The organism is Bradyrhizobium sp. Ec3.3, assembly GCF_000472925.1.
Classification (GTDB): domain Bacteria; phylum Pseudomonadota; class Alphaproteobacteria; order Rhizobiales; family Xanthobacteraceae; genus Bradyrhizobium.
Map to the genome: position 1 here is coordinate 289,955 of NZ_AXAS01000003.1, position 24,986 is coordinate 314,940.

Here is a 24,986-nt window from a genome sequence, read left to right on the forward strand (position 1 = left end):
TTGCCCCGAAATGGCGGATGGCCGCTTCCGGTTCGTTCTGTTTAGGACGCAAAATCGTGTGAGCCGTCAATGGCTCAGCGCCCGCCCCTGCACCATAATTCGCCCTCATCCCGGATGGCAAGAAATATAGTTCTACTCCCTTCGACGAGGGCTGCGGCGCTTTTTCGCGGTCTCGTCGATACGACGTCGCTATTCCTCAATTGATGACGGCTATTGGACCGCGACCCCGTCTTCGCTCTTTAATGAGCGGCGCGCACCCAGCGAATCGAGGGCAGCTTTCATGACTGCGAAACCCCACCGCGTCGTCATTGTCGGAGCCGGCTTCGGCGGGCTGGAGACGACCTACCGGCTCAGCGGCGTGCCGGTCGAGATCACGCTGATCGACCGCCGCAATCATCACCTGTTTCAACCGCTGCTCTACCAGGTCGCGACCGCTTCGCTCGCGACCAGCGATATTGCCTGGCCGGTCCGCCACCTCATGCGGGCGCGGCGCGAAGTGACGACGCTGTTTGCGACCGTGAACGGCGTCGATGCCGAGCGGCGCGCCGTGCTGCTCGATGACGGCAGCGAAGTTCCTTACGACACGCTGGTGCTCGCGACCGGCGTCCGCCACGCTTATTTCGGCCACGACGAATGGGAGCAGTGGGCACCCGGCTTGAAGACGCTGGAGGATGCGACCACGCTGCGCCGTCACATCCTGGTCGCGTTCGAGCGCGCCGAGCGCGAGACCGATCCGGAGCGCCGCGCCGCGCGGCTGACCTTCGTCATCATCGGCGCCGGTCCGACCGGCGTCGAGCTTGCCGGCACCATCGCCGAGATGGCGCATCACACCCTGCCGGGCGATTTTCGCAACATCGACACGCGCAAGGCGCGCGTCGTGCTGATCGAGGCGGGACCGCGCGTGCTCGCCGGCTTTGCCGACGATCTCTCGGCCTATGCACAGGCTTCGCTGGAGAAGATCGGCGTCGAGGTCGTGCTGGGGCAGCCCGTCACCGAGGTTGACCGCGACGGCGTGGTCTATGGCGGACAGCGGCTCAACGCGAAAACCAAGATCTGGGCGGCCGGCGTGCGCGCCTCGCCCGCCGCCGAATGGCTGAACGCGCCGGCGGACCGCGCGGGACGCGTGGAGGTCGAAGGCGACCTGACGGTGCCGGGCCATCCGGATGTCTTCGCCATCGGCGACACCGTCACGATTCCCGCCTGGGACGGCAAGCCCGTGCCCGGCATCGCGCCGGCGGCCAAACAGCAGGGACGCTACGTTGCAAACCTCATCAAGGCTCGGCTGCGCGGCGAGAAGCTCGGCCCCTTCCGCTACAAGCATGCCGGCAGCCTCGCGCAGATCGGCAAGCGTCTCGCGGTGATCGATTTCGGCCGCGTAAAGCTGCGCGGCGCGATCGCGTGGTGGATCTGGGGCATCGCCCACATCTACTTCCTGATCGGCCTGCGCCATCGGCTCGCCGTCGCGCTGACCTGGCTCTGGATCTACGTCCGCGACCAGCGCGCCGCCCGCCTGATCACGCAAGGCAGCAGCAAGGTGTCGGGGTGACGTTCCTCTCCCTCTGCCCGTTCTTACGGGGAGAGGTGACGCCTCAGCCGTCGATGATCGCCACTGCGCGGGTCCAGCCGGCCGACGCGCGCGCGATCTTGACTGGAAAGCACGACACAGTGAATCCGGTCGAGGGCAGGAGCTCCAGATTGTGCAGCTTCTCCAGATGGCAGTAGCCGGTGTGCCGGCCGGCCTTGTGCCCCTCCCAGATCAACGAGGCATCCCTGGTTTCGGCATACTTCTGCGCGGTGAAGACAAAGGGGGCGTCCCAGCTCCAGGCATCCGTTCCGGTCAGCCGCACGCCGCGATCCAGGAGGTACATCGTCGCCTCATACCCCAGGCCGCAACCGGAACTGACGTAGTCGGGCAGGCCGAACCTGGCGCCGGCACGGGTGTTGACGACGACGATCTCAAGCGGCTTCAGCGTGTGGCCGATACGCTCGAGCTCGACTTCGACGTCCTTGGCGGTCGCCACATGACCGTCCGGCAGATGCCGGAAATCGAGCTTCACGCCCGGCTGGAAACACCATTCCAGCGGCACCTCGTCGATGGTCCACGACGACTGGCCGCGATTCATCGTCGGGTGAAAGTGCCAGGGCGCATCCAGATGGGTACCATTATGGGTCGACAGCGTCACGTGCTCGACCGCCCAGCCCTGCCCGTCCGGCAGATCCTCCGCCTTCAGGCCTGCAAAGAATTGCAGCATGCCCGGCAGGCCTTGCTGGTGATCGATGTACTGAATGGTTGGCCGGTTGCCAGGGGGATCCGCTGGCACATCGTTCTGCAACGGGACCGAGATGTCGATGATTCGCCTTGCCATGTCTCTTGATCCTACGACGTTCCCTGCATTTCGTTGTCAGACGTCCCGACAAAGCGCGGCAATGTCCCGAGAGACAATGCCCCGAAAACGAGACACGCCACCATCAGCCAAAGTGCGGCCTCGTAGTTCTTGTTGAGGTCGAACAGGCGTCCCATGACGGCGGGGCCAGCAGCCGCGCCGACGCTGAACAGCGAATAGGCCAATCCATAGAGGAAGCCGTAATTGCGCATGCCGAAGTAGCGCGCGGTCAGGTAGGCGATGAGATCGATTTCCGCGCCGAAGGCAAAGCCGATCAGCAGTGCAGCGACCGGAGCGCCTTGCGCACCACCGTAGTTGAGAAGCGCGCAGCCTGCTGCCGCAACCAAGAAGACTGTGCAAGCCACGTAGGGCGCAAAGATGCGATCAATGCCCCATCCGATCAGCACACGCCCGGCAATGACGCCGACACCGATCAGCGAGGCGACGCCGGCGGCGGTCGACAGCGGCACGCCGGCATCCCGCAGCAGCGGTACCAGATGAACGACCGTTCCCGATATGGCTGCCGCAACGGCGAGGAACCCAATCGCGATGGTCCAGAAGACGCGAGACCGTAGCGCCTCCCAGCGTCCGGCGCCCGCCGTGACAGTACGCGTCGGCTGCATCGCGCCTTCCAGATCGCGGAAGCCGAAATAGACCAGGGGCCAGGCCACAGCGGCGAGCGCAGCCAGGACGATGAAGCCCGCGTGCCAGCCAAATGACGCGATCTGCGAGGCGAGCAGCGGCGGCAAGGCCAGTGCAGAGATCCCGCCTCCGGCCAATACGATGCCGAGCGCCAGACCGCGCGACGCGCTGAAGTTGGCGTTGACGACCCGGGTGTAGACGACCGGCGTCGTGCCGCCGCCGAAACATCCGGCGGCAAAGAACAATGCATAAAAGGCGGAGATGGACTCGTTGAGGCTGCCGAGACCGACCATGCTCAGCACCAAGAGCGGGATCGATATCAGCGCGACGATCCGCGCGCCGAACCTGTCGATCAGCGAGCCGACGACCGGCCCGGAAACGACGAGGCCGGCGGTGAGGTAGATCAAGGCGCCGGAAATCTGCCCGCGGTTCCAGTTGAACTCTCGCTGCAGCGGCTCGAAAAATACCCCGATGCTGTAGAACAAGAGAGACGACGCGCCGACCGCGATGCCGACGAGCGCCATGGCCAGGATGAACCAGCCGCGGGTGATCTCATGCTTCCGCAGCCCGACTGGATGATCGATCAAACTCACAACTCCCTCCCTCATACTGAATTCTCCCTGCGCTCTTTGCTTTGGGTTCTGTCGCGCAGATGCTGGCTTCGCTCTAGTCGGGCATCGCCCCGTAGATGTCGCTGTAGGTGCGCTGGAGATGAGCCGTGAGCTTGGTCACGGCGGCGCTGGCGGAACGCGACAGGACGACGTTGGCGAGCGCCTCGTGCTCGGCAACGAAGTCCTGCGCGACGACGGCATTCGAGAGCATCAGATTGCGATACCGCGACGCCTGATCGTAGAGCTGACTTGCCAGCCCAACGGTTCGCGGCGAACTGCAAGCCGCGATCAGGCCGGCATGAAATAATTTGTGAACCCTGTCGAGCTCGGGCGTATTCTTCAGAATCCTGGATCGACCGGCGACACGCTTGAGCTGGTGCAGGCAGGAGACGATCTCTCCCTCCCATTTCGCATCGCCATGTCGGATCGACTGGCGCAGCGCCGCCGCTTCGAGCGCAATTCGCGTCGATGTGATGTCGGCGAGATCCGTGTCGCTCATGGGCGCCACACGGAATCCACGCTGCCCCACCGCGATCACCAGCCCCTTTGACGCGAGCCGCGACAATGCCTCGCGGGCCGGCGTCTGGCTGACGCCGTAGTCAGCCGCGATGTCTGCGATCTTGAGCTTGGCGCCCGGGCGCAGCTCGCCCTTGACGATGGCGACTTCCAACGCTGCTTCGGCGCGCTCGGTAAGGGTCGCGCTTTCCTGATCCATGGACCTTGCCTTCGCTGATGGTCGTCCTGGGCTTGCGGACGAACGGCTGGCATTGACAACTTTGTATATTTTAGTGAAGAAAATATATTTTTCAAGGAGCCCTCAATGAAACTTGCGACATTCGTTCCGCCTGGCGGGTCTGCCCGACCCGGCGCGATCATCGACACTGCTGGAGGTCAGCGGGTGCTCGACCTTGTGGCCGCGGCGACACGAACGGGCCGCGCGGATGCCGTTGGCGCGAGCCTGCTGCAATTGATCGAGGCGGGAGAAGCAGCTCTCGAAGCCACGCGTCGGGTGGTGGAAGCCTGTGCGGCGGACGAGGACATCTCCTCCCCGCTCGACCGCATCAGGCTCTTGGCTCCGGTCCCCGAGCCGCCGCAAATGCGCGATTTTTCGGTCTTTCCCGGGCACATCCGCGAAGCTCCGGCGGGCATGGCGCGCATCGCGCAGCGGAAGGGGGTCGCAAGCGATGCGCCCAGACGACCACTCCAGGAGGTGCCCCAAGTCTACCGCGAGCGGCCGATCTACTACATCACCAACCGCTTCAGCGTGTCCGGCCCGGACGCGACGGTGCCGTGGCCCGCGTACAGCGAGCTGATGGATTTCGAGCTCGAGTTCGGGATTTTCCTGTCGAAGGGAGGATGCGACATCCCGCTCGCGAAGGCGCGTGAGCACATCTTCGGCTACACGATCTACAATGACTTCTCCGCGCGCGACACGCAGTTTGAGGAAATGCGGGGCATGCTCGGCCCCGCCAAAGGCAAGAGCTTCGATGCCGGCAACGTGATCGGCCCCTGGATCGTGACCTCGGACGAAATTCCCGATCCCTACAATCTTGCCATGCGTGCACGCGTCAATGGCGAGATCTGGACTGACAGCACGAGCAGCGGCATGCTGCACTCCTTCGAGGACATGATCGCCCATGTCTCGCGCGGCGAGACGTTGCGGGCGGGTGAATTCATGGGCTCAGGTACGGTCGGCGGCGGCTGCGGCCTCGAGCTCGATCGCTGGTTGCACCATGGCGATACCGTCGAGCTCGAGGTCGAGAGGATCGGCAGACTGCGCAATCAGGTGCTCCGCAGGGATGTCTGAACCGCGACGCTCTTGCAAACTCCTTCTTCTCCCCTTGTAAGGGGAGAAGTGCCGCGGATACTCGCGGCTGCAATTACTTCACCAGCGAACACCCACCCTCCGCCATCGGCCGGAAGGCCTGATCCGCAGGGATCGTCGAGACCAACTTGTAATAGTCGTACGGATATTTCGACTCCTCCGGCTTCTTCACCTCGAACAGGTACATCGGGTGCACGACGCGGCCGTCCTGGCGGATCGCAGTGTCGCCGAACAGCTTGTCCTTGCCTTGGAACTTCTTCATCTCCGGCACGACAGCCCCAGCATTATCGCTGCCGGTTGCGGCAACCGCGTTGAGATAGGCGAGCGTCGAGGCATAGACGCCGGCCTGGTTGCCGCTCGGCATCTTGCCGTTCATGCCGGGGCGCGCGGCAAAGCGTTTTGCGAAGGCGCGGGTGTCGTCGTTCATGTCCCAGTAGAAGGCTTCCATGAGCTGGAGGCCTTGAGCGACCTTCAAACCCATGCCGTGAACGTCGTTGATGAAGAGCAGGAAGGCGACGAGCTTCTGCCCGCTCTGCTGGATGCCGAACTCGGCGGCCTGCTTCACTGCGTTGATGGTGTCGCCGCCGGCATTGGCGAGGCCAATCACCTGCGCCTTCGAGCCCTGCGCCTGCAGCAGGAACGAGGCGAAATCGGAGGTGCCGAGCGGATGTTTTGAGGAGCCGATCACCTTGCCGCCATGCGCCTCGATGTATTTCTGCGCCTCTGACTCGATACCCTTGCCGAGCGCGAAGTCGACCGTGAGGAAGTACCATTCTTTGCCGCCGCGCGAGACCATCGCGGCCGCCGTGGTATTGCCGGTCGCCCAGGTGTCGTTGACCCATTGGATGGTGTTGGGCGAGCAGGCCTTGCCGGTGAGGTCGGCACTTGCCGTGGACGATGCCAGGAACGTCATGCGGCTGTCGCGCAGCAGCGTGTTGATGGAGAGACCGACCGCCGAATTCGGCACGTCGACGATCGCATCGACGCCCTCGACATCGAGCCATTTGCGCGCGATTGCCGCGCCGACATCGGCCTTGTTCTGGTGGTCGGCATAGACGATCTCGACCTTGATGTTCTTTCCCCCGCCATTGAAGTCCTCGGCCGCCATGCGCGCGGCTTCGACAGAGCCCATGCCGTTGGTGTCCTGAAAAATGCCGGAAATGTCGTTGAGCACGCCGATACGTACGACATTGTCGGATATTTCGGCGCTGGCCGAGCCGGCAATCAGGCATGCCGCAAGCGCAAGCGTCCACTTCAAGTGCCTCATCATTCCCTCTCCTGTTGAATTTTCGGTCGTGCCACCGGTCGTTGCCGAGGGCGATCAGAACGTTAGACCTGCCGCTCCGGCAGGCGCAGCACGAGCCCGTCGAGCTCGTGTGTGATCCTGATCTGGCAGGACAGCCGGCTGTTGGCCATGCGCTCGGCGGCGGCGCCGTCGAGCAGCGCGTCCTCGTCATCCGCCATCGCCGGCAGGCGCGCGAGCCAGCCGTCGTCGACATAGACATGGCAGGTCGCGCACATCGTGTTGCCGCCGCATTCGGCCAAAATGCCGTCGAGGCCGTGGCGGGTCGCGGCGTGCATGGCGCTCTCGCCGTCGCTGACGTCAACACGATCGGTTTTGCCGCCGGAATGGATGAAGGTGATCGCAGGCATCAAAGATCCTCAAGCCGGAGTGATGGTCACCGGCAGGCTGTCGAGCCCGCGCAGCGTATTGTTGAAGCGGCGCTTCGGCTCGCCCGTGATCTCGATCTTCGCGATACGCCGCGCCAGCGCCGACAGCATCACTTCACCCTCGAGGCGTGCGACGAGCTGGCCGACGCACATGTGGATGCCCGAACCGAAGCCGACATGGCCGGAGGTACGTCGCGTGATGTCATAGGTATCGGGCTTGTCCCAGCGCCGCGGATCGCGATTGGCCGCGCCAAGGAACATCAAAACCTTCTCGCCCTCGCCGATGACAGCGCCACCAAGTTCGACCTCGCGCGTCGTGGTGCGGAAGAAGGTCTGCACGGGGCTCTCGAAACGCACGGCTTCCTCGAAGGCATTGCGCGCCAACGTAGGATCATCGCGCAGCCGCTGCCACTGATCGGGAAATCGCGCGAGACAATAGACCGCGGCGCCGATGCCGTTGACGGTGGTGTCGAGCCCCGCCGACAGCAGCGAGCGCACCAGGAGCGGTGCCTCCGTCGCAGTGATCTCGCCTTCATCGACGCGGGCGTGGATGCAGGCCCCGAAACCGCCGGGCGCAAGGTTCTCGCGCTGGCATTGCTCGGCGATATAGGCCTGGTGCGGCGCCGAGCGCTCGATAGCCTCCTGGCGCAACTGGTTTGGCGGGCCGAAGGCGTTGAACACCAGGCTCGCATAGGGGATGAGATGCTCGCGGCCTTCCGGCCTCAAGCCCAACGCGTCCGGGAAGATCGAAAGCGGATAGGCTTCCGCGAGATCAGCGATCGCATCAAAGCTGCGCTTCTCCAGCAAGAGATCCACCCGCTCCTCTGCCGCTGCGGCAAAGCGATCGCGCACCTGCTTCATCACCGTCGGCGACAGCACGCGCGAGAGCACGGCGCGGGTGCGCGTGTGGGCGGGCGGATCGGCTTCCAGGATCAGGCTCGGCGGCCGCCACGGCTTCTCCTTCTTGAAGTCGCTGAGGCCCACGCCGCGGCTGGAGCAGAACGTCATGGGATCGTTCAGCACCGCATGGACTTCGGCATAGCGCGCGACGCCATAGACGTTCCACTTGTCGAGATAGACCACGGGGCCGGCGTCCCGCAGCACGTCATGGGTGGGAAAGGGATCGGCGAAGAACCCGATCGCGAAGGGATCGACATCGAGATGCGGGATGGCGGGCGGGCCGCCGGTCGAAGCGAAGCTGGCTGCACTCATTCACATCCTCCCAATTTTGCGCTTGTGGAGCGCGCGCGCATGTCCTTATTTCTGTCGCGCATGAAGCGAGCCCCGATCAGATGACCGCGCCCTCGACCAGAAGCCACAAGAAGCCTGCGGAAGCGGGGCCGACGCTCGATCTCGACCGTTACGTCCCGGCCTTCATCACCTTCATCGCCAACAAGCTCTCGAACAGCGCGACCGCATTCTATCAGCGCGAATTCGGCGTCAACGTCACGGAATGGCGGATCATGTCGCTGCTCGCGATCGAGCCGGGCATTCCGGCCTCGCGCATCTGCCACGTCATCGGCTTCGACAAGGGGCCGGTGAGCCGGACATTGGCGAGTCTCGAAAAGCGCGGGCTGGTGGCGATCCGCAGCGATCCCAACGACGGACGCACGCACTCGATCTCGCTCACCGCAAAAGGCCGCGCCACCCATGACAAGGTGATCGTCGCCGCCTTCGCGCGCGAGCGGCGGCTGCTGTCGTGCCTGTCCAGGGACGAGCAGGAGGTGCTGATCGATCTGTTGCGCCGGCTGCACGAAAATCTCGGCGCGGTGACCGGCGACGCGTAACGGCGCGCATCTCGTGCGCGCCAGATCGCGTTCACCTGGCATGCGCCAGCGATTGCCGGCGGCACCATTCCTGCCGAACATGAATCCTCCCGTTGAGGCGCAGCGGTTTTCCCGCCGTCACCCTTGCCTGCGAAGGACTCGCATAAATTAGTTGCTTAGGCAACAAAAAGTTTCAGGAGACGTTTTAGGACAGGAGCGTTGGCCTTGGTGGAAAGCCCGCGGTCTCGTGTCCCGGACGCGGCGCGGCATGAAATGACGCGACGCAGAGCCGGGACCCTGCAGTATGGGCCCCGGCTCTGCAGTGCAGCGCTACGCGCCGCACTGCGTCCGGGGCACGAGATTGCACTTCGGTCTCTCAGTTACGGCGCCTTGCAGACGAAGTTCGCGGCGTCCTCGATATCGCCCTGCCCCGAGTAGGCCGCATACGTCGGATAGGGACAGAGCGGCCGCCTGCGGCCCGGGCTCCAAGCCGCCGGGACTTCCTTGTTCGCCGGATTGATCGAGGCGACGATCCGCTCGGGCGCCTTGCCCTGCTCCACCCAATCCGTCAGCGCGGTCAGCGCATCGAACTTGTCGAGCGTGACGCCGCCGCCGCAATGCGTGCCGCCAGGCATGGTGAAAAGGCGCGCAAAATTGTTGGCGTTTCCTTGCGCGTTCTTGTTCAACCGGTCGTACCAGCGGATGGTGTCGTTGACCGAGAACACCGGATCGGCCTGCCCGTGATAGATCAGCATCTTGCGCCCTGCTTTCTGCAGGCCGGCGAGCTTGGGATCATCGACATCGGGCGGCGTCATGAAGTCCATCGCCGACTCCGTGAAGGTGCCGTCCTTGGCGAAGATCTTTGGCGCGTCCTTGTCGAAGTCGTAGGCCTTCAGCGCGTCGATCAGCTTCTCACTACTACCTTCGACGGCAACGGGCGGTGTCGAGAAGATGTAGTTCAGCGACGCCGCGCCCATGGTCGCGATGATCGGAAAGTTGTTCCAGGGCGCGACGGGGCTCTCGACCTTCCAGGCGCGCCAATTGCCGGTGCCGATGCCACCATCGAGCGGCCAATCCGAATAGAGCGCCTCGCCCTTCGAATTTTTCGGACCGGCAAGGCTGGTCCTGAGCGCATCGACCTTGGCTTCCGGCAAGCAAGCATTGGTCTGGCCCGGAGCGCAAACTATCTTGAAATCGAACGCCTTCTGGCAGGCGGCGAGATTGGACGTGAGGCCATCCTTCGCTCCATCGAGCGCATCGCAGGCCTCGGTGATGCGCGAGGCGATTGTCTGCGCCTCCTCCTTGGTGATCGACTTGCGGAGATCCGGATCGGCCTTCAGGAGGGCCTGCACGTCCCAGGCGTGCTGGACCGCGGCGCGCGGCAGATCGAAGCCGGGATTGCCGACGAGGAAGCCATCATAGTTTTCCGGCATGCGCGATGCTGCCACCATCGCATGACGTCCGCCGTTCGAGCAGCCTGCCATATAGGAACGATTCGGCTGGCGGCCGTAATGCAGCGCGATGATCTTCTTCGCGACCGGCGAGAGCGTGATGTCCGCGGCGTAGCCGTAATCGCGCCGCGCCTGCGGGTCGAGCCCGAAGGCCGCGCCTGCGGCGAGCCCGAGCGGCTTGTTCGCGGGATCGGAACCGGAATGACCACTGTCGGATGACAGCACCGCAAAACCGCGGGCGAGCGGCACCGTGCCGCCCGAGGCCCAGCCGTCCGGCTTGTCACCGAGCGCCGGCACCACGACGCCGTCATTGCCGCCATTGACCTGATGGAGGAAGCGACCGTTCCATTCGGCCGGCAGCCTGAGCTCGAACTGGATGGCATAAGACTTTCCGTCCGCACCGGTGCGCTGATTGGCGAGGCCGGTCACGATGCAATGCTTGGGCAGACCGTTGCCGGCCTCCTGAAGCTTGGAGCTAACGATCTCGACGCCCGGGACGGACAACGACGCCGAGGTAACGGGCGAGCAGCCCTCGCCTTCGGCGCGCGCGAGCGCGGTGGATCCAAGAAGGGCAGCCAGCGCGACTGCCGATATCAAGCCAGACCTCACGGCGGCCTCCCATGTTTGATTATATAGTATAATTATTACTCATATTCCATATCTTGGCAAGTCGGACTCTCGTGTCCCGGACGCGGCGCAGCACGCAGTGATGCGCCGCAGAGCCGGAGCCCAGTCTTTCTTTGAAGACGGCCATGGGTCCCGGCTCTGCGTCGCATCGCCAAGCGCGCTGCGCCGCGTCCGGGGCACGAGAGCGTTTAGCGTGGAGGCGATCGGTTTACCTGGCGCAGCCGATCCATTCGGCCGACGCGTCATCGTTCAGCCGCGCCACAGCCTCCGCTCGGCGCGTCAGCACGGCGCGCTGGTTGATGTAACCCTTGTCGGTGATCTCGCCACCGTCGACCGAAGGCGGCTCCGCCAGCAGCAGCGCGCGCGTCGCGTGGCCGGAGGAGTTTGCACCTTGCGCTTTCAGCTTTGCGAGCCCCAGCGCGATCGCACTTCTCACCTTGTCGTGGCCAAGCACCTCGCTCACGGCAGCTGCATCCGGCAGCCCCGCATGCGTCCGGCAACCTGCGATGTTGGGGAATACCAGGAAGCGCACGTCATCGCCGCCATGGCCCGTCACGACGATGTCCTGCGCCAGCGGTGCGAGCGACGCAATGCCGGCGACGCGCAGCGTGCCGACACTGACCCAGGTGCCGGAATTCAGCTTGAAGTCCTCGGCGACGCGGCCGTCGAAGAACAGGCCGCGCTCGGGGCGCGCGCTGTCGGCGAATTTCACGGCGTCGCCGATGAGGTAAAAACCCTCCTCATCGAACGCCTGCTTCGTCAGCTCCGGCGCCTTCCAATATCCCGGCGTGACGTTGGGGCCGCGCACGCGCACTTCCAGCTTGTCACCAGAGGTGACGAGTTTCAGCTCGGTGCCGGGGATCGGCACGCCGATATTGCCGGAGCGCTCGGCCAGGAAGTGGCAGTCGGTCGCGAGCGGCGAGGTTTCCGTCGAGCCCCAGGCCGACACCATCGGCAGCGCGCGACCGACGGTCTTGAGCGAGAGCTCCTCGAGCGCATCCCAGAGATTCTGCGGCAGCGCCGCGCCGGCATAGAAGGCGAACTTGACCTCGCCGAAGAAACGGCGCCGCAGCTCCTCGTCGGTGCGCAACGCCGCGATCAGCATGTCGAAGCCGCGCGGCACGTTGAAATAGACCGTCGGCATCACGCTCTTCAAGTTCGCCAGCGACGTCGCAAAGAGTCCGGGCGCCGGCTTGCCGCCGTCGATATAGAGCGAGCCGCCATTGCGCAGCACCAGATTGAAATTGTGGTTGGCGCCGAACGTATGACTCCAGGGCAGCCAGTCGAGGATCACGAGGTCGCCGCCTTGCGCGAGAAAGGTCCAGGTCTGCGCCTTGGCCTGCTGGCTCGAGGTCAGCATGCGCTGGGTGTTGATCACGGCCTTCGGAGTGCCGGTCGAGCCCGAGGTGAACAGGAATTTTGCGATCGTGTCCGGCGTCACCGCGGCGAAAGCCTTTGCGACGTCGGAAGACTCCGGCGTCGCGGTGAGCGCGCGGAATGACAGCGCATCGGCGTCATCGGGATTGCCGCTCACGATTTCCGCCTGATGCAGCGGCCTGATCGCGGCCAGCGCTGCCGCGAACGGTTTTGTGTCGCTGACATAGATCACGCCGGGCTGAAGCAGGCTGATCATGCTCTTGAGCTTGTCGAAATCCCTGGACATCAGCGAGTAGGCCGGCGAGATCGCGGCGGAGGGCACGCCGACATGCTGGGCAGCCAGCGCGAGCAGCGCGTGATCGACGCTGTTGTCGGAGAGGATGACGAGCGGACGCTCCGTGCTCAGCCCTTCCGCGAGGATCCAGGACGCCAGCGAGCGCACCTGCTGCAAGGCTTGCGCGTAGGTGACGCTGGTCCAGGACGCGTCAGGCTTGCCACGCTCTGCCAGGAAGATCTTGCTCGGCGCTTGCAGCGCCCATTGCTCCAGCCAGTCGCCGGTGCAGCGCGCAGCCTCGCGCAAGGGATCGGGCGAGCGCAACACGATGCTGCCGTCGGCGCGATGCTCGGCGACCGTCCTGGGCGTTGCGAACAGGCTGGAAGCCTCACCTCCTACGGCGGCCATGGTCATGGGTGTCCTCCCGGGCAGCGGCCTCGTGCGGGCTGCTTTGGCAATAATGTTGGGCAGAGCAATTGTTGTCGTCAACAACAATCTTTGCCAAAGCCCGGCGAGGCGCTAGACTTGCGCGCCGCCGGAGAAAAGAAAGTGACAACCAGTGCAGGTCGAAATGAACTGCCAACCCGCGCGCCGCGCAAGCGGGCCGGCAGGGGCGCGGCGCGTCCCGATGACGCGGACGAGGTCGGTCTCGACGCGCTGGTCGGTCACGCCGGCTATGCGGTGCGGCGCTTCCAGATCTGGATTTTTCAGGACTTCGTCCGCACGCTCGCTTCAGTCGACATCCGGCCAACGCAATATTCGGTGATGACCGTGATCGGCGCCAATCCGGGCCTCTCCCAGATGGCGGTCGCAAAGCGCCTCGGCATCGAGCGGGCGCGGCTGGTACATCTCCTCGACAGCCTCGAGGGGCGCAAGCTCGTCAGGCGGATCAAGTCGAAGACGGACCGCCGCTCCCACGCCCTGCATCTCACCGCGCAGGGCGGGCTGTCGCTGGCGAAGTTCAAGCAGCTCGCCGCCGAGCACGAGCGCCATGTCGAGGAAAAGATCGGCAAGGGGAACCGGGAGCGGCTGTTGCAGATCCTCGCCGGTTTTACCTGAACCGCCGCTGCTCAAAAGTTGAGCAAATGCACACATCCGGGCGTTACCCCCGCACCGCTGCCGGCCGGTGATTATTCTCGTAACTGACTGATCTTTCGATAATATCCGGAGAAGACGGCCTGCACGGATTCTGTACACAATGGCACATCGCTTGCTTCATGGCTGCCAGAAGTCCGTTGCCGGAGTTTTTGTTGCCATGGGGGCTGACCAGCCTGAGACGGTAGCCGCGATCGTCGCCGCGCATCGCGCGGGCGCGATGACGCCGGCGGAGACGATCGCGCGCAGCTATCAGCGTATCCGCGACTATGGCGATGATGCCGTCTTCATCAGCCTGCGCGACGAGAAGGACGCGATCGCGGAGGCTGAGAAGCTTGCGGCACGGAAAGATGCAGCGAGCCTGCCGCTCTACGGCGTGCCTGTCGCGGTGAAGGACAATATCGACGCGCTGGGCTTTCCGACCACGGCGGCCTGCCCGGCCTTCTCCTACACGCCGACGCGTGACTCCACAGCCGTCGAGCGCCTGCGCGCGGCCGGCGCCATCATCATCGGCAAGACCAATCTCGACCAGTTCGCTACCGGCCTCGTCGGCGTGCGCTCGCCCTATGGCGTCCCCAAAAATCCAATTCGCGAGGATCTCGTTCCCGGCGGATCGAGCTCGGGCTCGGCAACTGCCGTCGGCGCGGGTCTCGTGCCGCTGTCGCTTGGCACCGACACTGCGGGAAGCGGCCGCGTGCCGGCGATGCTCAACAACATCGTCGGGCTGAAGCCGAGCCTCGGCATGATCTCGACGGCAGGGCTCGTGCCCGCATGCCGCACGCTCGATTGCATCTCGGTGTTCGCTCTTACGGTCGACGATGCCGCGCTCGCGCTTGCCGTGATGGCGGGGCCGGACCAGGCCGATCCATTCTCGCGCGACCGGCCGCTTGGCGCGATGACACCGTTTCCAGCCACCGTTCGTCTGGGCGTGCCGCGCAACGGGCAACTGATCTTCTTCGGCGACAAGAAATCGGAGGCCGCCTATGGCGAGGCCCTGAAGCGCTGGACGACACTTGGCGCGACACTCGTCGAGTTCGACCTCGAGCCGTTCTACGAGACCGCGCGGCTGCTCTATGAGGGACCCTGGGTCGCCGAGCGCTATCTCGTGATCCGCAATCTCCTCGCCTCCGCGCCGGATGCGATCCATCCGGTGACGCGGGAGATCACCGCCGCCGGCGCGCGGCTCACCGCGGCCGAGACCTTCTCCGCGCTCTATCGCCTGCAAGGGCTGCGCAAGATCGTCGAGCGCGCCTTCGCGCATCTGGATGCGATGGTGCTGCCGACGGCGCCCACGGTCTATTCGACCGCGCAGGTGCTCGCCAACCCGATCGAGCTCAACAGCCGGCTCGGCACCTACACCAACTTCGTCAATCTGCTCGATCTCTGCGGCCTGGCGCTGCCGGCATCGATGCGACCCGACGGCGCGCCCTTCGGCATCACGCTGCTCGCGCCCGCCGGCCGCGATGGATTCCTCGCCAGCATCGGCCGCGTGTTCCACGCCGACACCAAGCTCAGCGTGGGCGCGAAGGGTGTTGTGCAAGCACCACTCGCTCCGTTGCCGGCCAGCAGCGCCGACGAGATTCCGATTGCCGTGGTCGGCGCGCATCTGTCCGGGATGGCGCTGAACGGCGAGTTGAAGGCGCTGAACGCTCACCTGATCGAAGCCACGAAGACGGCGCCCGACTACAAGCTCTACGCGCTCGACACAACGCCGCCAAAACCTGGCATGCTGCGCGTCGAGGCCGGCAAGGGATCTGCGATCGAGCTGGAGATCTGGTCCCTTTCGGCGTCCGCCTTCGGCAAGTTCGTCAACGCGATCCCGCCGCCGCTGTCGATCGGCAGCATCAAGCTCGCCGATGGCCGCAGCGTGAAGGGCTTCATCGTCGAGCCGGAAGCGCTGGGCGCCGCGCGCGACATCACGGCCTATGGTGGCTGGCGCGCGTATATGGCGGAAGCTGCGACGGCGTAGTCGCCTGTCGTAGGGTGGGCAAAGCGTAGCGTGCCCACCAATTGTGCCGCGCGAAAAGCGGTGGGCACGGCGCTGTGCGCCTTTGCCCACCGTACGAGATCACACCGACACCGCGTAGATCTCGTACTCTCCGCGCACCAGTTCGATATGCGCGCGCATGGCGGCAGCGGCGCCTTGCTTGTCGCCGCGCATGATGGCGACGACGACGCGGTCGTGCTCGGCCTGCGACTTGGCGAGCCGGCCGAGGTTACGGAACTGGGCGCGACGGAACGGCTGCACGCGCACGCGGGTCGCAAGCGTGATTTCGGCGATATAGCCGTTCTGCGAGCCGGCATAGATCGCGTTGTGGAAGCGCTCGTTGACCTCGTGGAACCGTTCCGGATTGCCGGTGTAGCTCAAGACCCGCAGCTCCTCGTGAATGGCTTCCAGACCATGGCGCTCGGCCGCCGACATCCGCTCGGCGGCAAGGCCGGCGCACAAGGCTTCCAGTTCCGCCATCGCCTCGAACATGCCCGTCAGCCGCTCGATCGAGGGCTGCGCCACCACCGCGCCGCGATGGGCCCGCGCCTCGACGAGGCCGCTTGCGACGAGCTGACGCAGCGCTTCACGCACCGGCGTGCGCGAGACGTTGAAGCGCCGCGCGATATCGGTCTCGTCCAGCGGCGCACCGGGCGGCAGCATGCCACGCACGATCTCGTCCGCGAGCTGAAGCCGCAGCTCCTCGGCACGCGTGACCTTCTGCACCGAAGGCAGCGGCCGGTCGACGCGCGGCACCACCGTCTCAGTCGGCAGGGCTCCAGGCGGAAGGTCGTCAAGCGTCATGCGATCAGGTCTCTTTCGGCTCGTCGATGATGCTGACATGGGCGGCGACGACGCGCCAGCCCTCGGGGAAGCGGATCCAGGTCTGCATCTGCCGGCCGACCCGGCCCGGCATGGTGTCGCGATAAAACAGCGTGGAGGCGACCGCGGTGTCGCGGCCAAAGCTGGTGATCACGGTTTTCGCGGTGCGGCGGTTCAGGCCGACCGGCGAGCGCGCGGCGCGAAAGCCGGAGATCGCCTCATAGCCGTAGAGACTCTCGCCGATGCCGTAGCGCAGCGTCCGGGGATCATTGCGGAACAGCTCACCGAGCACGGCGACGTCGTTGCTGACCAGCGCGGTCTCATAACGCTCGAACGCCGACTTGACTTCCGCGATCACGTCGGGGAGATCGATCTCCATCTCAAAACCCTCTCGGCGACGGCGCGGATACCACGCCCATCCGTTCCAATGCGTGCGCGACGCGCAGCGCAATGTCCTCGCGCCAGGGCGCGGCGATGATCTGCACACCGATCGGCATCGGCTCGAGCGGCACCGGCACGGCAACCACAGGCAGGCCGATGAAGGAGATCGGCTGGGTGTGGACGCCGATATTGGCGCGCACCGGCAATTCGACGCCATCGAGCTTGAACGTCACCTGCCCGAGCTTTGGCGCCGTACAGGGCGTCGCCGGCGCGAGCAGCACATCGACCGACCCAAAGATCTCGGCGAGCCGCGCGCGGTACCAGCGGCGGAATTTTTGCGCGCGGTCGACCAGCGCCGCCGGCACCATTGCGCCCGCGATCAACCGGTCGCGCACCGCGGGGTCGAAATCGTTGGGTCGCTGGCGCAGCCGATCGAGATGCAGCGAAGCGCCTTCGGTGGTGGTGATGACATAGGCGGCCGCGCGGGCCCGCGCGGCTTCGGGAATGTCGACCACACGCGTTGCACCAAGGGCCTTGGCGACGCGGCCAACGGCTTCGACGGCTTCGGGGAAGACGTTCTTCTGAAAATAGCCGCCGGCGATTGCGACGCGCAGGCCGGAGATCGGCTCCGACAATAGCGGCGTCACCGGCTCGACCGGCCTCGTGGTACAGGCGGCATCGTCGGCATCCGGGCCCTGCATCGCGTCATAGGCGAGCGCGAGATCGGTGACGGAGCGCGCGAACGGGCCGAGATGATCGAGGCTCGCGACGAAGGGGAAGGAGCGTGCGCGCGACAGCCGGCCGTAGGTCGGCTTCAGGCCAAAGATGCCGCAGAACGAGGACGGCACGCGGATCGAACCGTTGGTGTCCGAGCCGAGCGCGATCGGCACCAGCGCGCCGCCGACAGCGCTGCCGGAGCCGCCGGACGAGCCGCCGCTCATCCGCGTCACATCGTGCGGATTGCGCGAGGGACCGTCATGGACGTTCTCGCCGGTGAAGTCGTAGGCGTATTCGCCCATGTTGAGCGCGCCGACCAGCACCGCGCCGGCAGCTTCCATCCGCTCGATCAGCGTGGCATCGCGCGCGGCGGGCGCGCGGTCGCGGTTGATCTTCGAGCCGGCCCGCGTCGGCAGACCCGCAACGTCGAACAGATTCTTCACCGCAAACGGGACGCCCGCGAGCGGGCCGACCTTTCTGCCCGCCGCGATGTCGGCATCGATCGCGCGCGCTTTTGCGCGAGCGCGCTCGGCAGTGACGTCGGTGAAGGAATTGAGAATCGTGTCATGTTGCTTGATGCGGGCGAGCGCCGCTTCGGTCGCATCGAGTGCGGACAGCTTGCCGCCCGCCACCGCTCTGGCGATGTTCGCAGCCGTCCCTTCAGGAGCTGTCGTCATGGCAACATCAGGCGGCGAACACGGGCGCCGGCTCGGTCTCGTCCGGCAGCGCGAATTCGTCGACGAGGCGGGCGAGCCGCAGCGACACCTCGAGGTTGGCGCGAATGGCCGGTCGCCAGGCCTCCTCGATCGGCAACGCCAGCGCTTGCGCGACAGCGTCGATATAGTCGTCCAGCGGTTCGGCCATCACACTCCCAAACAGGCTCTCAGTGCACCGGCAACGGCGGATGCGGGATCGCCGTCAACAGCTCCTTGGTGTAGTCGTCCTGCGGATCGCTAAGGACCTGTTCGGAGGTCCCCTCTTCGACGATTCGACCCGCCCGCATCACAATGACACGATCGCACAGCAAGCGCACTACATTCAAATCGTGCGAGACGAACAGGTAGCTCATACCTAGCCGCGCCTTGAGGTCCTGGAGCAGATTGAGCACCACCGCCTGGACCGAGACGTCCAGCGCGGCGGTCGGCTCGTCCAGGACGACGAGCTTTGGATGCAGCGCGATCGCGCGAGCGATGCCGACGCGGGCCTTCTGTCCCCCTGACAATTGATGCGGGAAGCGGTCGAGCAGATTGTGCGGCAGGCCAACCATGGTCGCGAGTTCCTCGCAGCGCGCGCGCAGCGCATCGCGTCCCCTGACGTCGCCGAGTTGCATGATCGGATCGGCAATGGCACGCGCGGCGGTGAAGCGCGGATTGAGGCTGTCGGTCGGGTCCTGGAACACCATCTGGATGCGGCTGCGCAGCGGCAGGCGCGCAAAGGCGCTCGGCATCATGCTGCCGATCTCCTCGCCGTCGAACTGGATGCGGCCGGAGGTCTGATCCAAGAGCCGCATCACCATCATCGAGGTCGTCGATTTGCCGCAGCCGGACTCGCCGACCAGGCCAACGCTCTCGCCGGTGCGGATCGAGAAGCTGATGCCGTCGACCGCGCGGAACATCTCCGGCTCCACCGGCGGCTTGCGGCTGAACAGCTTGCCGAGCACGGCGGTCGTGCCCTGGCGCGGGTATTCCTTGACGAGCTTTTCGATGAGGAGGAGGGGTTTCTTCTCCCTCTCCCCGTCCTTCACGGGGAGAGGGNCGGGGTGAGGGGCTGATTCCACGGGCACGACTCGTGGAGAGTCCCCCTCACCCGCCGCGCTTCGCGTGTCGGCCTCTCCCCGCGTGCGGGGAGAGACGAAGGCAGCCGACTCGTCTTCAGGCAGCAAGTCTCTCAAGGACACACCGATCCGCGGCGTCGCGCGCATCAGTTTCCGGGTGTAGGGGTGCTGCGGATTGGCGAAGATGTCGGCGGCCTTGGCGGTCTCGACCACCCTGCCCTTCTCCATCACCACGACGCGGTCGCAATAGGCGGCTGCCAATCCCAGGTCGTGCGTGATCAGGATGGTCGACATCGCACGCCGCTTGGTCAGCTCGACGATCAGATCCATCACCGCCTTCTGGGTGGTGACATCGAGACCTGTGGTCGGCTCGTCCGCGATCAGGAGCTGCGGATTGCAGGCGAGTGCCAGCGCGATGACGACGCGCTGGCACATGCCGCCCGACAGCTCGAACGGATAGGCGTGGTAGCGCTCGCGCGGGCGGGCGATCTTGACCTGCTCCAGCGCCTCGATCGCCTTTTCTCCGTGGTCCGAAACCATAGCCTGCTGCACATGGGTGCGCAGCACGTCCTCGATCTGATCGCCCACCTTGCGAATGGGATTGAGTGCCGCACGCGGGTTCTGAAAAATCATCGAGACCTCGCGGCCGCGCAGGTCGCGCATCTGGTCTTCGCTCGCCGCCTTGACGTCTATGCCGGAGAACATCACCGAGCCCTCGGCGATCTTGCCGGCGCGGTCGAGGATGCGCATCACGGCATATGAGGTCACCGACTTGCCCGAGCCGGACTCGCCAACGATCGCCAGCGTCTCGCCCTTGGCGACGGAGATGTTGACGTGCTGCACCGCCTTCACGATGCCGCGCCGGGTGGTGAATTCGACCGTGAGGTCCTGGACGTCGAGCAGCGGCTGGGACGTCATGACTGCCTCCGGCTCAGAAACGTCGAAAACAACCCCATGCACAGTAGAAGGGAGCTGAATTCATTGGAGAATTTTGGCCAGAAATTCGCACGTAAGGCGGGCGCAACTCTCTCGCTCCCTCCCCCCTTGTGGGGGAGGGTTGGGGAGGGGGGCAGCCCCGGGTGAGGTCGGAGTTCGTGGCTACCCCCCTCCCTGCCCCTCCCCCACAAGGGGGGAGGGAATGAGAGGATGGTGTCCGCCTCACATGTAGGGTCCGCGTTCCTGTTCCCGCGCTTGAAACCAAACATCGCTCACGTCCTCCGCTGCGGGTCGACGATGTCGCGCAGGCCGTCGCCGAGGAGGTTGAAGCAGAACACGGCGACCATCAGAGCAAGGCCGGGGAACAGCGCGATCCACCACTCCCCCGACACCATGAAGCCCGCGCCTTCGGCGACCATGATGCCCCATTCCGCCGTCGGCGGGCGGACGCCGAGGCCGATGAAGGACAGGCCGGCGGCATTGAGGATGGCGTAGCCCATGGTCAGCGACATCTGCACGATCATGATCGGCATGATGTTGGGCAGGATGTGCACCAGGAGGATGCGGAACTCGCCGTTGCCCGACAGCCGCGCCGCCTGCACGAAGCCGGCGTTGCGGCGGACGTTCGCTTCGGCACGCGCGACGCGGGCATAGAGCGGGAAGTTCACGATGGCGGTCGCCAGGATGATGTTCTGCACGGTGTTGCCGAGCGCGGCGACGATGCCCATCGCCAGCACGAACAACGGAAAGGCCATGATGGTGTCGGCGATGCGGCCAACGATGCGGTCGGTCCAGCCGCCGAAATAGCCGGCGGCGATGCCGGCAAGCCCGCCCATCAGGAACACCAGCACGACCGAGGCGATCGCGATGAAGAAATCGAGACGCGTTGCGAAAATGACGCGGCTGAAGATGTCGCGGCCGAGCTGATCGGTGCCGAACCAGTGCGCCGCCGAAGGCGATTTCAGCGCGGCTGCGGTATCCGAGGCGAGCGGATCGTACGGCACGACATAGGGACCGAGGATCGCGGCAACGAGGATCAGGATCAGGAGCGCGAAGGCGAAGCCCGTGACCTTGTTCTCGCTGAGCACATAGCGTGTCTGTTCGAGGATCGCAGTCAGTCCCGACGTGCGTGCGGGACCGACGGGTTCAACAACAGGTGCAACGGAGCTCATTGTGTCCCCCTACCCTTCCAGCCGCACACGCGGATCGATCACGCCGTAGAGAATGTCGATCACGAGATTCAAAAGCACGTACATGACCGCCATGGTCAGCACGAAACCCTGCACGGGCGCGAAGTCCGACGAAATGAGCGCTTCCACCGCATAGGAGCCGATGCCGGGCCAGGCGAAGACTTTTTCCACCAGCACGTTGGCCCCCAGTAGGAAGGAGAACACCATGCTCAGCGTGGTGATGACCGGCAGCATCGCGTTGCGGAAGGCGTAGGTGACGATCACGGTCGACGGCGACAATCCGCTGGCGCGCGCGGTGCGGACGAATTCGCTAGCGAGCACCGCGAGCATCGAGGCGCGCGTCATGCGCGCGATCGGCGCCAGCGAGAAGATCGCAAGCGTGGTCGCGGGCAGGATGAGTTGACTGAGTGCAGAACGAAAAGCCTCGACATCGCGCGCGACCAGCGTGTCGATCAGATAGAAGCCGGTGATCGTTGGCGGCGCGCTGTAGAACACATCCAACCGGCCGAGCGGCGCCGGCGACCAGCCGAGCTGGAAGTAGAAGACATAGACCAGCACGAGGCCGGTGAAGAACACCGGCAGCGACACGCCGGCCGTCGTCGTCACCCGACAGAGATGGTCTATCCACGATCCCGGCCGCGTCGCGGCCAGCACGCCGAGCGGAATCGCGATTGCGATCGAGACGATGAGGCCGAGCAGAGTCAGCTCGGCGGAAGCCGGCAGGCGGTTGCGGATCTCGGTCGCGACCGGCTGGCCGGTCGTAAGCGAATTGCCGAAATCACCATGCGCGAGATCGCCCGCGTAGCGGAAGAACTGTTCGATCAGCGGCTTGTCGAAGCCGAGCTTTTTGCGGATCTGCTCGACGGCTTCTTTCGTTGCGGCGGGGCCGGCGAAATACGCAGCCGGATCACCCGGCAGCGCGCGCGTCAGCAGGAAGGTGACGATGACAACCCCGATCAGCGAGGGAATCGCGAACATCAGCCGCTTGCCGATCATGGTCAGCATGGCGGCCTCCTTGTGCGCGAAGAGAATGAGGCTCTCGCTGCGCGCTCCTCTGCGCCCCCTCTCCCCTTGTGGGAGAGGGTTGGGGTGAGGGATAGTTCCAGGCGAGGTCGGAGTTCGTGGCTACCCCTCACCCTGCCCCTCTCCCACAAGGGGAGAGGGAATGAGAGAGCAGTGCTCACCCCACTCAAGACAGCCGGCGCCGGGGTCGTATCGCGCACCATGACGCATCACCCCTTCGCCATGGCGCGATAGTCAAGCCTGCGGTGGAACCAGTATTGATAGCCGGAGATGTTCTTCTGCATCGCGACGTTGACGAAGGGCTGGTAGAGCGGAATGCGCGGGACCTCGGCGAAGGCGAGGTCGACGAAACCCTTCACGTCGGCATCGTAGGCCGACTTGTCGCCGATGGCGGCGGCAGTGCGCGCGCCGTCGATGAGCTTGTCCATCTCCGCCGACTTGTAGCTCATGGTGTTGAAGACGGAATTGTTGCCGTGATAGCACCAGTAGAAGAAGTACTCGGGGTAATCGAGCCAGCCTGAGAACACGTTGGTGAAGAGCGGCATCTCCTTCTTGTTCAACTCGGTGCGCCAGTTGGCGCCGGGCACCTTGTTGATGGTGGTCTTGATGCCGAGCTGCGCGAGGCTCTCCTGCACCAGCACGCAGAGCGGCTCGTTGACCCCTGCGAAATTAAGGTCGAACGAGATCGTCGTCTCGAAGCCGTTGGCGTAACCTGCCTCGCTAAGCAGCGCTTTCGCCTTCTCCATGTCGGTCGCGAATTTGTGCGGCTGCGGCCAGGCGACCTCCGTCGCCTTGTCGGCGCTCGCACCGAACATGGGATTGCCGAGCCCGAACAGCACGGCGTCCATGATCTTCTGGTACGGCATCGCATAGGCCATCGCCTGCCGCACCTTGACATTGTCGAAGGGCGGCTTGGTCACGTTCATGCCGATGTACTGGATGCCATTGGAGAACGGCAGCGACACCACGTTGAGCTTGCCGTTCGCCTTCATCTCCTGAAAGTCCTTGAACGGCAGCTCGTAGGAGATGTCGGCGTCACCGCGCTCCAAAAGCGCACGGCGGTTGCCGGCCTGCGGCACCATGCGCCAGATCACGCGCTTGATCTTCGGCAAGGGGCCGCCGACCCACTCCTCGTTGCGCTCCATCACGACTTCAGTGCCGGCAGTCCACTTCGTCACCTTGTAGGCGCCGGAGCCCGCGGTCTGTTGCTTCGTGTATTCAAGACCCCATGGGTCCTTCTCGTTCGCGTTCTTCTTCACAAGCTCCGAATTGACGACGCAGGGCACAATGACGGCGAGATCGGGAATCGTCAGGCGATCCTTCTTCAGAAAGTCGACGCGCACCGTGTAATCGTCGACCACCACGAACTGCTCGGGCTTCGTCAGCGAGCCCGCGCTCATCTGGAAGGTCGGGAAGCCGCCGACGCTGACGGCGCGGTCGAGCGACCATTTCACGTCCTTCGCGGTGACCTGTGTGCCATCGTGGAATTTGGCGTTCTTCTTCAGCTTGAAGGTGACCGACATGTCGTCGATCTTCATGTCGTCGGCGAGCTCGCCCTTGAACTTGTCGCGATCGTAATAGGGCACACCGCCCGGGCCGCTCTTCATCTCGTGGCTGATCAGGCGGTCGTAGCAATTCCAGGACACCTCGTAGCCGGGCACGTTGGTGCCGACGCCGTGGATGTCGAGATTGTTGGGCCCGCCCTCGGAGACGATCAGCAGCGTCTCGGAGCGTGCATCGGCCTTAGCGGGCGAGATCACATGAAGGGCCGCCGGGAGCACCGCGCCGGCAGCCAATCCAGAGACGGATTTCAGGAAATCGCGGCGCTTCATGGCAATGCTCCAACGCAAAAAGGTTTTTGGTTGGAACAGGATTCGCAAGGTTCGTGCCAAAGCTTAACGAGACGTTACAGGCCTCCTAATCTATTGATTTACAAAGCGATTGATGCAATCGCGTCTGTGCGTCACTTCTTAAGCACCCCACAATTGCATACAAAGATGCGATTTTGATTGAAAATTAGGCTGAAAAACTGAGCGCCCTGGAATTGAGCAAGAGTGTCGCACGCCTTCAGTCAGGCGTCGCGACGGTCCGACCGCTCAGCCCGGCCAAATCAAATCCTTCATCAAGGCGCCCGGCTCCGCCTGGCCCTACTCCAGCACATCCTTGACGCTGTTCCTGATGGTCGAGGGGACCGCATGCTCGGGGACTTCGATCGTCTGGGCACCGCGCGTGATTCGGTAGCTGAACGCGTCGGCCTGACCTGGATGCGTCGCAGGGACTTTCTTCGGATCGGCAAACAACGACTCCACCGTCTTCTGGTCGACGAGCGACAAATCCGACAACGCCACTTCACCGCGGCTCTTGAGATGAGGGCCGCCGAAGCCGGCGAACCCTCCGACGCGCTCGATCTTCAAGCGATCCACGCTTCCTTCC

22 protein-coding genes are annotated in these 24,986 nt (G+C 64.7%); 5 read left to right on the forward strand and 17 right to left on the reverse strand.

What is annotated here, in order from left to right; genetic code table 11:
- Positions 1-280: 280 nt before the first annotated feature.
- The gene (locus YUU_RS0105910; protein WP_027521560.1) at positions 281-1,546 is read left to right on the forward strand and encodes an NAD(P)/FAD-dependent oxidoreductase; all 1,266 of its coding nucleotides are present in this window, start codon (positions 281-283) and stop codon (positions 1,544-1,546) included.
- Between the two features lie 43 nt (positions 1,547-1,589).
- Here YUU_RS0105910 and YUU_RS0105915 read toward each other — a convergent pair whose 3' ends face one another.
- From YUU_RS0105915 to YUU_RS0105925, 3 genes are all read right to left on the reverse strand, one after another.
- Positions 1,590-2,366 (reverse strand): cyclase family protein, encoded by a 777-nt coding sequence (locus YUU_RS0105915; RefSeq protein WP_027521561.1) that lies wholly within the window; start codon positions 2,364-2,366, stop codon positions 1,590-1,592.
- A gap of 11 nt (positions 2,367-2,377) precedes the next feature.
- Positions 2,378-3,619 (reverse strand): MFS transporter, encoded by a 1,242-nt coding sequence (locus tag YUU_RS0105920; protein WP_198031702.1) that lies wholly within the window; start codon positions 3,617-3,619, stop codon positions 2,378-2,380.
- Between the two features lie 73 nt (positions 3,620-3,692).
- On the reverse strand, positions 3,693-4,352 hold the full coding sequence (locus tag YUU_RS0105925) for a GntR family transcriptional regulator (protein ID WP_027521563.1): 660 nt from the start codon (positions 4,350-4,352) through the stop codon (positions 3,693-3,695).
- 105 nt (positions 4,353-4,457) lie between these two features.
- Here YUU_RS0105925 and YUU_RS0105930 point away from each other — a divergent pair, with 105 nt between their 5' ends.
- Positions 4,458-5,444: a fumarylacetoacetate hydrolase family protein gene (locus tag YUU_RS0105930; protein WP_027521564.1), complete on the forward strand. Its 987-nt coding sequence runs from the start codon at positions 4,458-4,460 to the stop codon at positions 5,442-5,444.
- Between the two features lie 73 nt (positions 5,445-5,517).
- Here YUU_RS0105930 and YUU_RS0105935 read toward each other — a convergent pair whose 3' ends face one another.
- The 3 genes from YUU_RS0105935 to YUU_RS0105945 form a co-directional block, all read right to left on the reverse strand.
- Complete coding sequence (locus YUU_RS0105935) at positions 5,518-6,729, reverse strand: ABC transporter substrate-binding protein (RefSeq protein ID WP_027521565.1); 1,212 nt, start codon at positions 6,727-6,729, stop codon at positions 5,518-5,520.
- Between the two features lie 62 nt (positions 6,730-6,791).
- On the reverse strand, positions 6,792-7,115 hold the full coding sequence (locus tag YUU_RS0105940) for a 2Fe-2S iron-sulfur cluster-binding protein (RefSeq protein ID WP_027521566.1): 324 nt from the start codon (positions 7,113-7,115) through the stop codon (positions 6,792-6,794).
- Positions 7,116-7,124: 9 nt separating this feature from the next.
- Positions 7,125-8,345, reverse strand: coding sequence for a cytochrome P450 (locus YUU_RS0105945; RefSeq protein WP_027521567.1), 1,221 nt, complete (start codon positions 8,343-8,345; stop codon positions 7,125-7,127).
- A gap of 80 nt (positions 8,346-8,425) precedes the next feature.
- Between YUU_RS0105945 and YUU_RS0105950 the strand changes: the two genes are divergently transcribed.
- Positions 8,426-8,920 carry a MarR family winged helix-turn-helix transcriptional regulator gene (locus YUU_RS0105950; protein ID WP_027521568.1) on the forward strand — a complete coding sequence of 165 codons (495 nt, stop codon included), beginning with the start codon at positions 8,426-8,428 and terminating at the stop codon, positions 8,918-8,920.
- 359 nt (positions 8,921-9,279) lie between these two features.
- Here the strand turns inward: YUU_RS0105950 and YUU_RS0105955 are convergent, their stop codons facing one another.
- Both YUU_RS0105955 and YUU_RS0105960 read right to left on the reverse strand, forming a co-directional pair.
- Positions 9,280-10,959: a tannase/feruloyl esterase family alpha/beta hydrolase gene (locus YUU_RS0105955; RefSeq protein WP_027521569.1), complete on the reverse strand. Its 1,680-nt coding sequence runs from the start codon at positions 10,957-10,959 to the stop codon at positions 9,280-9,282.
- A 226-nt stretch (positions 10,960-11,185) separates the two neighbouring features.
- Positions 11,186-13,042 carry a feruloyl-CoA synthase gene (locus YUU_RS0105960; protein ID WP_027521570.1) on the reverse strand — a complete coding sequence of 619 codons (1,857 nt, stop codon included), beginning with the start codon at positions 13,040-13,042 and terminating at the stop codon, positions 11,186-11,188.
- A 135-nt stretch (positions 13,043-13,177) separates the two neighbouring features.
- On the opposite strand from YUU_RS0105960, the gene YUU_RS0105965 reads away from it, so the two are divergent.
- A complete protein-coding gene (locus YUU_RS0105965) occupies positions 13,178-13,687 on the forward strand; it encodes a MarR family winged helix-turn-helix transcriptional regulator (RefSeq protein ID WP_027521571.1) in 510 nt (169 codons plus the stop codon).
- Between the two features lie 196 nt (positions 13,688-13,883).
- Positions 13,884-15,692 carry an allophanate hydrolase gene (gene atzF, locus YUU_RS0105970; RefSeq protein WP_027521572.1) on the forward strand — a complete coding sequence of 603 codons (1,809 nt, stop codon included), beginning with the start codon at positions 13,884-13,886 and terminating at the stop codon, positions 15,690-15,692.
- Between the two features lie 99 nt (positions 15,693-15,791).
- On the opposite strand, the gene YUU_RS0105975 is transcribed toward atzF, so the two are convergent.
- From YUU_RS0105975 to YUU_RS0106015, 9 genes are all read right to left on the reverse strand, one after another.
- On the reverse strand, positions 15,792-16,514 hold the full coding sequence (locus YUU_RS0105975) for a GntR family transcriptional regulator (protein WP_027521573.1): 723 nt from the start codon (positions 16,512-16,514) through the stop codon (positions 15,792-15,794).
- 4 nt (positions 16,515-16,518) lie between these two features.
- Positions 16,519-16,911, reverse strand: a complete 393-nt coding sequence (gene hpxZ, locus YUU_RS0105980; protein WP_027521574.1) for an oxalurate catabolism protein HpxZ — start codon at positions 16,909-16,911, stop codon at positions 16,519-16,521.
- 1 nt (position 16,912) lies between these two features.
- Positions 16,913-18,307 (reverse strand): AtzE family amidohydrolase, encoded by a 1,395-nt coding sequence (locus YUU_RS0105985; RefSeq protein ID WP_027521575.1) that lies wholly within the window; start codon positions 18,305-18,307, stop codon positions 16,913-16,915.
- Positions 18,308-18,314: 7 nt separating this feature from the next.
- Positions 18,315-18,494 (reverse strand): DUF4089 domain-containing protein, encoded by a 180-nt coding sequence (locus YUU_RS0105990; protein ID WP_027521576.1) that lies wholly within the window; start codon positions 18,492-18,494, stop codon positions 18,315-18,317.
- 19 nt (positions 18,495-18,513) lie between these two features.
- Complete coding sequence (locus tag YUU_RS0105995) at positions 18,514-20,322, reverse strand: ABC transporter ATP-binding protein (RefSeq protein ID WP_027521577.1); 1,809 nt, start codon at positions 20,320-20,322, stop codon at positions 18,514-18,516.
- 290 nt (positions 20,323-20,612) lie between these two features.
- A complete protein-coding gene (locus YUU_RS0106000) occupies positions 20,613-21,512 on the reverse strand; it encodes an ABC transporter permease (protein WP_027521578.1) in 900 nt (299 codons plus the stop codon).
- Between the two features lie 9 nt (positions 21,513-21,521).
- Positions 21,522-22,535, reverse strand: a complete 1,014-nt coding sequence (locus YUU_RS0106005) for an ABC transporter permease (protein WP_027521579.1) — start codon at positions 22,533-22,535, stop codon at positions 21,522-21,524.
- A 227-nt stretch (positions 22,536-22,762) separates the two neighbouring features.
- Positions 22,763-24,385 carry an ABC transporter substrate-binding protein gene (locus tag YUU_RS0106010; protein WP_027521580.1) on the reverse strand — a complete coding sequence of 541 codons (1,623 nt, stop codon included), beginning with the start codon at positions 24,383-24,385 and terminating at the stop codon, positions 22,763-22,765.
- A gap of 315 nt (positions 24,386-24,700) precedes the next feature.
- Positions 24,701-24,967 carry a protealysin inhibitor emfourin gene (locus YUU_RS0106015; RefSeq protein ID WP_027521581.1) on the reverse strand — a complete coding sequence of 89 codons (267 nt, stop codon included), beginning with the start codon at positions 24,965-24,967 and terminating at the stop codon, positions 24,701-24,703.
- Between the last annotated feature and the right edge of the window lie 19 nt (positions 24,968-24,986).

What these genes read in the sequence shown, in the direction of transcription:
- YUU_RS0105910 (WP_027521560.1), top strand. Translation starts at nt 281, where the DNA reads ATGACTGCGAAACCCCACCGCGTCGTCATTGTCGGAGCCGGCTTCGGC.
- YUU_RS0105915 (WP_027521561.1), bottom strand. Translation starts at nt 2,366, where the DNA reads ATGGCAAGGCGAATCATCGACATCTCGGTCCCGTTGCAGAACGATGTG.
- YUU_RS0105925 (WP_027521563.1), bottom strand. Translation starts at nt 4,352, where the DNA reads ATGGATCAGGAAAGCGCGACCCTTACCGAGCGCGCCGAAGCAGCGTTG.
- YUU_RS0105930 (WP_027521564.1), top strand. Translation starts at nt 4,458, where the DNA reads ATGAAACTTGCGACATTCGTTCCGCCTGGCGGGTCTGCCCGACCCGGC.
- YUU_RS0105935 (WP_027521565.1), bottom strand. Translation starts at nt 6,729, where the DNA reads ATGAGGCACTTGAAGTGGACGCTTGCGCTTGCGGCATGCCTGATTGCC.
- YUU_RS0105940 (WP_027521566.1), bottom strand. Translation starts at nt 7,115, where the DNA reads ATGCCTGCGATCACCTTCATCCATTCCGGCGGCAAAACCGATCGTGTT.
- YUU_RS0105945 (WP_027521567.1), bottom strand. Translation starts at nt 8,345, where the DNA reads ATGAGTGCAGCCAGCTTCGCTTCGACCGGCGGCCCGCCCGCCATCCCG.
- YUU_RS0105950 (WP_027521568.1), top strand. Translation starts at nt 8,426, where the DNA reads ATGACCGCGCCCTCGACCAGAAGCCACAAGAAGCCTGCGGAAGCGGGG.
- YUU_RS0105960 (WP_027521570.1), bottom strand. Translation starts at nt 13,042, where the DNA reads ATGACCATGGCCGCCGTAGGAGGTGAGGCTTCCAGCCTGTTCGCAACG.
- atzF (WP_027521572.1), top strand. Translation starts at nt 13,884, where the DNA reads ATGGGGGCTGACCAGCCTGAGACGGTAGCCGCGATCGTCGCCGCGCAT.
- YUU_RS0105975 (WP_027521573.1), bottom strand. Translation starts at nt 16,514, where the DNA reads ATGACGCTTGACGACCTTCCGCCTGGAGCCCTGCCGACTGAGACGGTG.
- hpxZ (WP_027521574.1), bottom strand. Translation starts at nt 16,911, where the DNA reads ATGGAGATCGATCTCCCCGACGTGATCGCGGAAGTCAAGTCGGCGTTC.
- YUU_RS0105985 (WP_027521575.1), bottom strand. Translation starts at nt 18,307, where the DNA reads ATGACGACAGCTCCTGAAGGGACGGCTGCGAACATCGCCAGAGCGGTG.
- YUU_RS0105990 (WP_027521576.1), bottom strand. Translation starts at nt 18,494, where the DNA reads ATGGCCGAACCGCTGGACGACTATATCGACGCTGTCGCGCAAGCGCTG.
- YUU_RS0106000 (WP_027521578.1), bottom strand. Translation starts at nt 21,512, where the DNA reads ATGAGCTCCGTTGCACCTGTTGTTGAACCCGTCGGTCCCGCACGCACG.
- YUU_RS0106005 (WP_027521579.1), bottom strand. Translation starts at nt 22,535, where the DNA reads ATGCTGACCATGATCGGCAAGCGGCTGATGTTCGCGATTCCCTCGCTG.
- YUU_RS0106010 (WP_027521580.1), bottom strand. Translation starts at nt 24,385, where the DNA reads ATGAAGCGCCGCGATTTCCTGAAATCCGTCTCTGGATTGGCTGCCGGC.